Genomic DNA, 10,370 nt, shown 5'->3' on the forward strand with positions numbered 1-10,370 from the left:
GCACACTTCGTGTGCTATCCTTACGTTTGTAGACTGAAAGGGACCCGGCCAATGCACCATCTGGACGCAGAGGCACTAGCCTCCCTCCCCCTCTTTGAGGGTATGACCCGCGAGCAGATCGAGCACGTAGCTCGGCTTGGCGAGGTCAGGATGTTCTCCAGCGGCGAGACGCTCTTCAACCAGGGCGATCCGGCAGATCGTCTATACGTACTTCTTTCTGGCCGGGTCGCCATCCTGTTCAAGCCGCACGATGGGGACCTGCTCTCGGTCGCTGAGATCGAACCGGGCGGAGTGTTCGGATGGTCCTCAGCCCTCGGCCGCCGAGCCTACACGTCATCGGCCATTGGGCTCGATGATTGCCAGACGTTCAGTCTGCGCGGCGAGGCGCTGCGCAAGTTGTGTGAACTGCATCCAGAGACCGGGGTGACGATCCTCGAGCGCCTGGCTCAAGTGATCGCCGATCGCCTCGACAGCACCCACAGCCAGGTGGTCGATCTCTTGCGCCTGAGCATGAAGCCCAGGGGATAGGCTCGATCCTGAGGCAGGAGGTTTGCATGAACGAGGTGCGCCCGCACACCCACTCCGACGAGATACCCGCCGACCAGCGCCTTACCGCCTTGCTGGAAGTCGTCAGCTCCTACATCGAACACTATCACGGCGGTTGGGTCCGGCTTGTCGATTTCGATGGGAAGGTGCTGCGCGTCGAACTGGGCGGAGCCTGTTCCACTTGCCGTCTCTCGGAGACCACGCTGCACGGCTGGGTGGAGGGGACGGTTCGCCAGTTCTTCCCGGAGATTGAACGCATCGAAGCGGTGTGAGTCGCTCTAGCCCCGGAGCTCGGCCCCGGGCGTGAGCTCCGCATCCAAGCATCCTGGAGCCCGTCAACCTCTCAGGAAGGGCACAAGCCGCCTCGGCCAATCCAGCCCGAGGCGGCGTGCTTCGGCCGAGCCCGGGCACCTCGGCTGAACCTGTGATCCTGCCCAGCTCGCGGCCTCGCTACCCGCGAGCCGGCACGCGGCGCAAGTACGCCCCCGTCGGGGGGCGCAGGACTTGTCCTGTCGACCTCGGCCCGCACTTGGGGCCGAAACCGGCCTCAGGCGCCTTCCAGCTGCAAGACCACCACAGGCACGGAGGCGGTCTCGGCAAAGCGCTGGGCGTCTTCGGGCGCCCCGGCGACACCGGCCCCGTAGTGCATCGGGACGGCGACCCTCGGGCGGATCTGACGTGCGGCCTCCACGGCCTGCTCCACCGTCATCACATATACACCGCTCACCGGAAGCAGGGCGACGTCGCAACGGATCTCGCTCATTTCGGGGATGACGTCGGTGTCGCCGGCGAAGTACAACCGCTCGCCAAGGAGTTCCAGCACGAAGCCAACATGCCCGGCCTCCTTTGGATGAAAGGCCTTGTCGACGTTGTACGCCGGGACCACCTCGATCTTGACCTCGCCCACGGTGAGGCTGTCCCCGGGCCGGACAACCGTCACAGGCGGCGAGAGCTTGCTCGCCGCCGACGAGTTGGCCACCAGCCGCGTCTTCGGGCGGCGGATGACGGCAACGTCCTCCGGCGAGCAGTGGTCGTGATGATCGTGCGTCACCAGGATCAAGTCGGCTGGCGGAGCCCCTGGCGGGAGCCTCCAGGGATCCAAATAGACCACCAACGGCCTGTCTAGGCGGAATGAGTCGTGTCCGTACCAGTGGAGTTGCTGCAACAGCGCCGGCTGCATGCTATCCATTCATCGCTCCTTCCCCCCTCTCGGGCTGCTCGATCAGGTAGCGCATGATCGGCCGCGAGGCCGACCGTCGCACAACTTCAGCGAATCCAATCCGGGTGAACGTCGGCACCAGCCCGGTGTAGGCGTAGGCGTCGGGGTAGGCGGGCGAGGCGGTGTCGATCGGATAGGCTTCGACGATCGAGGCGCCGCAGGCCCGGGCGTAGTCGACGGCGGCCTGCGCTAAGCGGGAAGACAGGCCTTGGTGGCGGTGCCTGCGGCCGATGTAGAAGCACACGATCGACCACACGGGCTGGTCATCGATCCGGGCCAACACCCGCGACCGATCGAGCGCGGGGAACTCCGTGCGCGGCCCGATGCAGCACCAGCCGGCCGGCTGGCCGTCGCTGTAGGCCATCAGCCCGGGCACAGTTCCGGCCGACACCAGCCGCTTGAAGGCCCGTCGGTTGGCGTCCCCTTGGTTGGCGTCGAAGTCCGCCCGGCTCAGGCGCCACCACATGCACCAGCAGCCGGCGCAAGCCCCGCGGGGGCCAAACAGTGTCTCGATATCCCGCCAGCGCTCCGGTGTGACCAGCCGCAACTCGAGGCTGGGTTCGGCGGCGGGCGGAGCGAGAGGCTTGGGCGCAGGCACGGCTACCTCCGGCCGCAAGCTACTACGAACTCATCCACAAGGCGCAGCACTTCATGGACGTCACCGTAGCTGCGAACCGTCAATCCGACGGAGTCGTTGCCGGTGATCATCTTGGACACCCGTTCGCCCTCGCGGTAGCAGCACAGTACCGGCTTTCCCAGGCTCAGCGCATAGGCGATCTCATAGCCGACTCCGTGGGAGGGCGTGCTGACCTCCGCCACAAGCGCCTGGCAGCCGTCGATCCAGGCGATGTCACGCTGATAGACCTCCGCCGGGTTGATCACCCGCTCGAGTTGCATGACCTCCGGCCGTGCCAGATGAGCCGTCGGCACCGCGTGCCCCTGTGCGAGCAGGTGATCGACGATCTGCCCGTAGGTCGTTTCGTGGTCGCGTCCCCCGGTCAGGGAGCAGGAGAAGTACACGTTCATGGTGACCTTCCGCGATCGGCAGGCTCGGCCTCAGTTGCCCGTCTTGGAGGCGCCGTGGCGGCATGATACCATGCCCCGCCCGCTCGCCGCCGCCGGATCCGATGCTTTCCCCTGCCGCCCGGCATCCTGCCCGGCGGCATTGTCATGTCCGGTCGTCGGGCTGCGCCCTCAGACTTTCTGTAGGAGGCGAGCAATGGCGGAACGGCGTCGGGGAACGGTGAAGTGATTCAACGCCCTCAAGGGCTCCGGCTTCATCGGCCAGCAGGGAGGCGAGGCTATCTTCGCCCAGTTCTCATCCGCCCAGATGGACGGATTCCCGAAGCTCGAGGCCGGGCAGGTGGTGGAGTTCACCGTCGAGGCCGGCTCCGAGGGCAACCAGGTATCGATCGTTCTGCCCATGCAGCTCCGGCTCACACAGGCACCCATCCCGACGCCCCGCTCCTGCGGGGCGTTCTCATCTCCGGCAGCGTTGTCCCGCGCCGGCCGGCGTGCTATGATGCCCACCATCGAGGGACGCCATGGACACCTCCGACACCTTCCGTTTCCTGCAGGCGGAAGTCGTCCGTCTGCGTGAAGAGAACCGCGAGCTCAAGGGCGAGTTGATCGTGGCCCAGGCCTCTGTGCGCGCCCTGTGCGCGCTGCAGGCGATCCTGGAGAAACTCCATCCCGAGCAGGACGTGCTCTCCTTGCTCAATGAGATCCTGGCCTCAGCCCTGACCGTTGTCGGCGCCAGCGACGGATCGCTGCTGCTGCTGGACGATCAGAACGGCGACCTAGTGTTCGCCGTCGTCCATGGCCAGGCGCGCAGCCAGCTGACCGGATTCCGCATCCCGCCCGGCAAGGGTATCGCCGGCTGGGTAGCGGCCAACCGGCAACCGGATGTCGTGCGCGATGTCCATCTGGATCCCCGGTTCTATTCTGCCGTCGATGAGACGTTCGGCTTTCTTACTCGATCCCTGGCCTGCGTTCCGCTCCATGAGGGCGACAAAGTCCTAGGAGTGATTGAGGCGATCAATAAGTCGTCCGACCGCGACTTCACCCCCCAGGATCTGGAGCTCCTGCAGCTCGTGGCGCTGCTGGCCTCGATTGCCCTCGCCCGTGCCGAGAAGTACGCCGAGTCCGCGGCCTCCGCCTAGGCGCTTATCCCATCCGAGGTTGAACGCGACGAGATGCGGGGAAGCGCCCGCATCTCGCTTTGCCTGCCTCCACCCGGGAGGGCCCTGGCGGAGTTACCAGCCCGGCGCCGCGCCGTTCACGCCCGCACGGCTTACTGACGCAGGCTCGCCCCCAGCTCCTCCCTCAGTGCCTGGACGATCCGCTGGCGCACGCCGCGCACTTCCTCATCCGTTAGCGTACGTTGGCCGGATCGGTACACCAGGGAATAAGCCAGGCTCTTCTGGCCGGCCCCGATCTGCTCTCCCTGATACACATCGAACAGTTGAATCCCCTCCAGCAGGCTGCCGGCCGCCGTTCGGATCACCCCTTCGACCCGGGCCGCTGGCAGCGAGTCATCGACGACGACCGCCAGGTCCTCCAGGACGGGCGGGAAGGCAGAGACCGGCACCAGATCTTGCCGCAGCTGCATGGCGTCCAACACACCCGGAAGGTCGAACTCCGCAGCCAGGACCGGCGAACCCGCCAAGGCGTAGCGCTGCATGAAGATGGGATGCAGCTCGCCCATCCAGCCCACGACCGCCTCGCCAACTGCCAGGGCGGCGCACTTGCCGGGAAGGTAGGGCTCCACCTGCGCCGGCTGGAACGTCGGCGCCTGCACGTGTAGCTCGGACATCAGCTGCTCGATGACGCCCTTCAGGTCGAAAAAGTCCAACGTGCCCGGATCCCCCGGCTGCCAACCCGGCAGGGCGCGCCGGCCGGTCATCACAACCGCCAGCCGCATCACCTCTTCGGGCAGGGGCTGCCCGTTGGAGGGCAGGAAGACCGGTCCGATCTCAAACAGCGTGATCCGTTCGCGCAGGCGTGCGTTGCGCTCGATCGCCTCCATCAAGCCCGGCAGGATCTGTCGGCGCAGGACGGTGCGATCGGCCGCGATCGGATTGGCCAGGTGCACGTAGGCAGGCTCCTCTCCAGTTGGAGCCAGCCGCAGCCGCGCCTCGCGCTCGGGGGAGGTCAACCGGTAGGTGACCGCTTCCTGCAGTCCCAGGCGGGCCATCGTCTGGCGCAGCCGTTCTTCGCCTTCGATGTCGGGAGCGCCTCGCTGCGCCGGGAGCCGATCGCGGATCAGTGTCTCCGGGATGCGATCGTACCCAACCATCCGCCCGATCTCTTCCATTAGATCCGCCAGGCCGACAACCCCGCTGCCGATGTCCAACCGGTGGTCGGGAGGGTGGACGGCGACGGCCCCGGTCTCGAGGCGGACCTCGAACTCGAGCCGCTCGAGGAGGTCGGCGATCTCGGACGCCGAGAGCCGGATCCCGAGCCAGCGCTCCACGTCAGCCGGGGTCACGCGCACCGGCTCAGCCTGGACCGGGCGCGGGTAGGAGTCCACGAGGCCCTGGGCCACAATCCCACCGGTCCAGCGGCGCATCCATTCCAGGCCGCGCAGCACGCCGCGTTCGGCCATCGCCGGATGGACCCCCCGCGAGAACCGGTAGCCGGCTTCCGAACTGACCTTCTGCGAGGCCAGTGTCCTCCGGATATTGATGAACTCCCAGCACGCTCCCTCCAGCAGCACCCGCCGGGTCTCCGGGCTGACCTCCGACTCACTGCCGCCCATTACCCCGGCGATCGAGAGCGGCCCGGCGATGTCGGCGACCAAGACCGTGAAGTCCTCCAGCCGACGAGCCTCGCCGTCCAGCGTGCGCAGCAGTTCACCGGCCTGGGCCCGCCGGATGTGAATCTCCGGTGGCCCGCCCCCTGACCGAGCCAGCAGAACGTCGTAGTCAAAGGCGTGTAGCGGCTGCCCGAGCTCCAGCATGACGTAGTTCGTCCCGTCGACGATGGCATTGATCGGCCGCATGCCCGCTAGACGCAGCCGCCGCTGTACCCAGAACGGGCTGGGCCTGGGCTCAACGCCCTCAATTAGCCCCAGCACGAAACGCGGATTGAGATCCGGTTCTCGGATGTCGAGGCTGCATCGACCGGCGATCGGAGCGCCGGTCCAGGCGACCTCGTAGGACGGCTGCTTGAGCGGTTTTCCCGTGAGGGCAGCCACCTCGCGGGCGACTCCCAGGATGCTGGCGTTGCGCGCCATGTTGGGCGTGATGGCGATATCCAGCACGGCGTCGCCCATGTACTCGACTAGCGGCATGCCTGTCGGCGCGTCGGCGTCCAGGAAGATGATGCCTTCGTGGTCCTCCGAAATCCCCAGCTCCTTCTCGGAGCAGGCCATCGAGTACGAATCAACCCCGCGGATCTTGCTGCGCTTGAGTGTCATCAATTCCCAGCCGGATTTGTGTCCGTCGTACAGGCGCGCCCCTTCGCGGGCATAGGCCACCCGGATCGGTTCGGGCAGCGGTCCCTGACCTTTGAACGGGAACAGGTTGGGGGCGCCGGTCAGCACGGTGTGCTCCCGCTCCCCGTCCAGAAGACGGCACAGCACCAGCCGATCGGCGTTAGGGTGGGGCATGACTTCCAGGATGGCACCGACCACAATCGTCGCCGGGTCCCAGGCCAGGCCGCTGATCTTGGTTCCGGGTCGGGATTCCGCCGCGGGCAGCGGAAGCCCGGCAAATCGGATCTCCTCGACCTCGAGGCCGGCGAGGGTCAGGCGCTGCGCCAGCACCTCGATGGGCAGGTCGATGTCGACAAAGTCCTTGAGCCAGGATATCGGTACCTTCACGCCAACGCCTCCTTCAGCCGCCTGCGCCGGGTCCGGGCGAGGGATCTCCGGGGTCACTGCTCCCGCCCGCCGGCGGGCGCGCCGCCCGTTCAAGGTCCTCATTCAGACCATGCAGCACACGCAGGATCTCCTGGCGCATGCGCGCCGCGGTTTCGTCCGATCGCAAGTCGCTTTCGAGCGACTGCAAGTCTGTCTTCAGGCGTTTGCCGGTGTCGCTGTCCTTGAACTCCTGCACTTCACCGCGCAGATGCTGCAGCGCCGCCTCCAGCCCGCTTTCCACGTCTGCCTGGAGCCGCTTGCGGTCGTCGCTCTCCCATACGGTCCGGATGGCGCGCTGCAAGTTCTCCCCAAGCGCGTTCAACTCAGCCTTGAGAGAATCATCGTGTGCGTCCGGTGTTGTCATGCTGCCCTCCTTTAGAACTGCTCCAAGAACCGAAGGTCGTTGGCCCAGAAGTAGCGAATATCTTCGATCCGGTGCTTCAGCATCGTCAGACGCTCCGGCCCCATTCCGAAGGCGAAGCCGGTGAAGCGCTGCGGATCATAGCCGCCGTTCAACAGCACGGTGGGATGAACCATGCCGCTGCCGAGGATCTCCAGCCACCCGGTGTGTTTGCACACCGGGCACCCCGCCCCGCCGCACACGAAGCACTCGATGTCCATCTCCGCTGAGGGCTCAGTGAAGGGAAAATGGGCCGCGCGGAATCGAGTCTGCACCTGCTCGCCGAACATCCGCCGGGCAAAGGCGTTCAACGTTCCCTTCAGGTCGGCGAAGGTGATGCCCTCCCCAACGGCCAGCCCCTCCACCTGGTTGAATTGGATCTCGGAGCGGGCGGAGATCTGTTCATAGCGATAACACATTCCTGGCAGGATAACCCGGATCGGCTCCGGCGCCCGCTGGCGCATGACATGGATCTGCCCCGGCGAGGTATGGGTGCGCAGCAGGATCCCGGGCGTTGTGGTGTAGAAGGTGTCCCACAGATCCCGCGCCGGGTGATGCGCCGGGATGTTGAGCAGCTCGAAGTTGTAGGCCTCGGTCTCGACATCGCGCGAGCGGTACACCTGGAAGCCCATGTCCTGCCAGATGGCGTAGATTTGCAGCAGGGTCTGGGTGGCCGGGTGCAGCCGCCCCAGGGCCACCCGTCTCCCCGGCAGGCTGATGTCAACCCGTTCGTGCAGCAAGGCGCGCTCGACCGACGCCGCCTGCAAGCCCGCCTCCTTCCTGGCATAGGCTGACTCCAAGGCTTTTTTTACCTCATTGGCGCGTTTGCCCACGGCGGGTCGCTGCTCCCGCGGCAGACTTCTTAGGCCATCCAGGACTTGGCTCAAGGCAGAGGCGCGGCCCAGGTGCTTCACCCGCCAGGCCTGCAGCCCGGCCTCATCCTCGGTCTTAACCAGAGCCTGCGTTCCCGCCTGTAGGATCGCTTCAAGCTGTTCCAACATCCGCTCCTCCTCGTGGGCACCGCCGCCGATCGCGCCCGCCAACAACAAACCCGCCCCGGCAAGGGGCGGGTTGGCGAACCCGCGGTACCACCCTTCTTGGCCTGGCGACAGGCCCTCTCACTCCGGACAATCCCAGCGCCGATCATCCGGTCCCTGCGCTAACGGGAGGGCTCCGGCCCGAACTACTAGCCCCGCTGGGGCGTTCCCCCGGGCAGCTCAGAAGGGAACTTCGGCCGGATTCCATCGGGCCGGGATTCCAGTCTCGTCCCAGCCTCCCTGTCGATCTCCGCCGGCCTACTTTCCTCCGTCTCCGCCTTTGATCGCTCGATTTCCGCCATTATCCATCAAACTCGACGCGTGTCAACCGGCAGGCGCCTGGGTTTCCTTCGCCCTGGGGGAATCTGCGAACCTTGGCCCCCGAGGCCGGTGGGGCCGCAGCCCTAGCTCGCCACAGGCTGGACCCAAGACCCCACGGCTGGGTCACGATGCGCACAGCGGGCTGCCCAGGCAGCCTCAGACCTTTGCCGGCACCTCGGTCGGCACCGAGCCGCGCCGGGGGCGAATGTTGACCACGCCGATCCCGGCTACGATCAGCAAGGCTCCGATGGCCAGCCCCAGGTCCAGGGCCTCATCCAAGAACACCACCCCCAGGACCAGACCCACGACCGGGAAGATGTAGGTGACAAGCGTTGTCCGTGTAGGGCCGATGTTGTGCAGCAGGAAGAAGTACAGCAGATAAGCGACGCACGAGCCCAGCAGTCCGAGCCAGGCGAGGGCGAACCAGGTGATCGGCAGCGAGGGCGGCCCGCCCCGCTCGGTCACCGCTGCCATCGCCCAGGCCAGGCTGGCGGCCGAGAGGACCGGCACGAAGGCCTGGGCCAGCGGGTTGATGCCCCGCAGCTTGCGCCGCGCCAACACGGCGCTGGAGGCATAGGACACCGCCGCCAGCAGCACGGCCGTCTGGCCCAGGGCGCTGCCCTTCAGCCTGGCGAGATCAAGATCGTGCCCCATCAACACGATCACGCCGACGAAGCCGACCGCCAAGCCCACCAGCCGGGGCAGGGTCATGCGGTCATCGCTCAAGAACAGATGGGCGATCACCATGGTGAACAGCGGCACGGTCCCATTCAGAATCGCCGCCACCCCCGAGTCGATGTATTGCTCCCCCCAGGAGATCAAGGCGAACGGGAGCAGGGTATTGGTGATCCCAATCACGGCCATCCAGATCCACAGCCGCCGGTCGCGGGGGAAGGGGGGGCGTCGCCAGGCCACCACGGCCGCCAGGCCTGCCAGCCCGAAGAGCAGCCGCCAGCTGACCAAGGTCAGCGGACCGACATCGGCAATGGCCACCTTGATCCACAGGAACGACGAGCCCCAGATCAGCCCGAGGCCGACGAAGGCCCCCCATTCTCTCGGCCGCATGCGCTGCTCCCTTCCTCACCTTCGATATCGGATAATTCTACTCTGACTTCACCCTGCCACCGGAGCGCCTTCGAAGCGCAGGAGCCGGAGCTTGGTGGACACGCCGTCGCTGGCAGAATACCCGCCGAGCGAGCCGTCGCTGGCGATGACTCGATGACATGGGATGACCAGCGGCACCGGATTGGTCGCCAACGCGCGGCCGACCGCCCGGGCGGCGCGGGGCTTGCCCAGCGCCCGCGCCAGGCCGCCATAGGTCATCACGCTGCCGCGCGGAATGCGCGCGGCTGCCAGCAGGACCTGGCGGTGGAAGCTCGTGACCTGCGACAGATCCACCGGGCAGTCGAAGACCTCCCGCTCCCCGCGGAAGTACTCCTCGATCTGGGCTGTGACCTGCCTCGCTCGCTCGCCAGAGCGAATCACCTCTCCCCCTCCCTTCCGCCGCAACTGGGCCACGAAGCCGGCCTCGGTTCCGCCGATCTCCACCGCCGCCAGACCCCCCGCCCCGACCAAGACATACACCGGACCGATGGGCGTGTCGGGCAGGACGTCGTAGTACACCGGGCTGCGGCCCGCCGCCAGGCGCTCCCGTACCTGTTCGACGGCTCGCTGGGTGACCGCTGGGCCGGGAGCAGCGCCCAACACTCTGTCGAGCGCGACCAGCAGGGAGTCGGCACCTTCGAGGCCCTCCCGGTCTCCCAACCAGATTTCCCGCTGTGACTCAGTCTGCGACATCGTGCTCATCTCAAAGTCTCCCTGGCTGCTCATTGTCTTGCAGCCTCTTCCGCAGCCGACGCAGGGCCTGGTATACGTTGGCGCGCGCCGCCTCCGCCGAATTCTTCTGGATGGCGGCGATGGTCGCGTAGTCCAGGCCCTGATACTTGCGCAGGATCAGCGCTTCTCGCTGGCGTGGCGGCAGCC

General features: G+C 66.6%; 11 protein-coding genes and 1 pseudogene. 4 read left to right on the top strand and 8 right to left on the bottom strand.

The genetic code is table 11. The annotated features are described in order from the left end of the window. Both MUO23_13515 and MUO23_13520 read left to right on the top strand, forming a co-directional pair. On the top strand, positions 1-528 hold a 528-nt coding region (locus tag MUO23_13515; GenBank protein MCJ7513968.1), incomplete at its 5' end, for a cyclic nucleotide-binding domain-containing protein. A 26-nt stretch (positions 529-554) separates the two neighbouring features. After that, on the top strand, positions 555-818 hold the full coding sequence (locus MUO23_13520) for a NifU family protein (protein ID MCJ7513969.1): 264 nt from the start codon (positions 555-557) through the stop codon (positions 816-818). A gap of 275 nt (positions 819-1,093) precedes the next feature. Here MUO23_13520 and MUO23_13525 read toward each other — a convergent pair whose 3' ends face one another. From MUO23_13525 to MUO23_13535, 3 genes are read right to left on the bottom strand one after another with little or no spacing between them, the layout of a single operon-like run. Further along, positions 1,094-1,735: an MBL fold metallo-hydrolase gene (locus tag MUO23_13525; protein MCJ7513970.1), complete on the bottom strand. Its 642-nt coding sequence runs from the start codon at positions 1,733-1,735 to the stop codon at positions 1,094-1,096. Then, entirely contained in the window at positions 1,728-2,363 is a 636-nt protein-coding gene (locus tag MUO23_13530) for a GNAT family N-acetyltransferase (GenBank protein MCJ7513971.1), read from the bottom strand. The genes MUO23_13525 and MUO23_13530 overlap by 8 nt, the downstream gene beginning before the upstream one ends. Before the next feature lie 2 nt (positions 2,364-2,365). After that, on the bottom strand, positions 2,366-2,791 hold the full coding sequence (locus MUO23_13535) for a nucleoside 2-deoxyribosyltransferase (GenBank protein MCJ7513972.1): 426 nt from the start codon (positions 2,789-2,791) through the stop codon (positions 2,366-2,368). 253 nt (positions 2,792-3,044) lie between these two features. Between MUO23_13535 and MUO23_13540 the strand changes: the two are divergent. Next, positions 3,045-3,146 (top strand): annotated as a pseudogene (locus tag MUO23_13540) (cold shock domain-containing protein). A 163-nt stretch (positions 3,147-3,309) separates the two neighbouring features. Beyond that, entirely contained in the window at positions 3,310-3,927 is a 618-nt protein-coding gene (locus MUO23_13545) for a GAF domain-containing protein (protein ID MCJ7513973.1), read from the top strand. 131 nt (positions 3,928-4,058) lie between these two features. On the opposite strand, the gene pheT is transcribed toward MUO23_13545, so the two are convergent. The 5 genes from pheT to MUO23_13570 all read right to left on the bottom strand — a co-directional run bounded on the left by pheT (position 4,059) and on the right by MUO23_13570 (position 10,193). Beyond that, complete coding sequence (gene pheT, locus MUO23_13550) at positions 4,059-6,590, bottom strand: phenylalanine--tRNA ligase subunit beta (protein MCJ7513974.1); 2,532 nt, start codon at positions 6,588-6,590, stop codon at positions 4,059-4,061. Between the two features lie 13 nt (positions 6,591-6,603). Then, complete coding sequence (locus tag MUO23_13555; GenBank protein ID MCJ7513975.1) at positions 6,604-6,993, bottom strand: hypothetical protein; 390 nt, start codon at positions 6,991-6,993, stop codon at positions 6,604-6,606. 11 nt (positions 6,994-7,004) lie between these two features. Beyond that, positions 7,005-8,030, bottom strand: a complete 1,026-nt coding sequence (gene pheS, locus MUO23_13560; protein ID MCJ7513976.1) for a phenylalanine--tRNA ligase subunit alpha — start codon at positions 8,028-8,030, stop codon at positions 7,005-7,007. 513 nt (positions 8,031-8,543) lie between these two features. Further along, positions 8,544-9,452 carry a DMT family transporter gene (locus MUO23_13565; GenBank protein MCJ7513977.1) on the bottom strand — a complete coding sequence of 303 codons (909 nt, stop codon included), beginning with the start codon at positions 9,450-9,452 and terminating at the stop codon, positions 8,544-8,546. 48 nt (positions 9,453-9,500) lie between these two features. Beyond that, positions 9,501-10,193: a methylated-DNA--[protein]-cysteine S-methyltransferase gene (locus tag MUO23_13570; GenBank protein MCJ7513978.1), complete on the bottom strand. Its 693-nt coding sequence runs from the start codon at positions 10,191-10,193 to the stop codon at positions 9,501-9,503. Between the last annotated feature and the right edge of the window lie 177 nt (positions 10,194-10,370).

The organism is Anaerolineales bacterium (assembly GCA_022866145.1).
In the GTDB taxonomy this organism is placed as follows: domain Bacteria; phylum Chloroflexota; class Anaerolineae; order Anaerolineales; family E44-bin32; genus PFL42.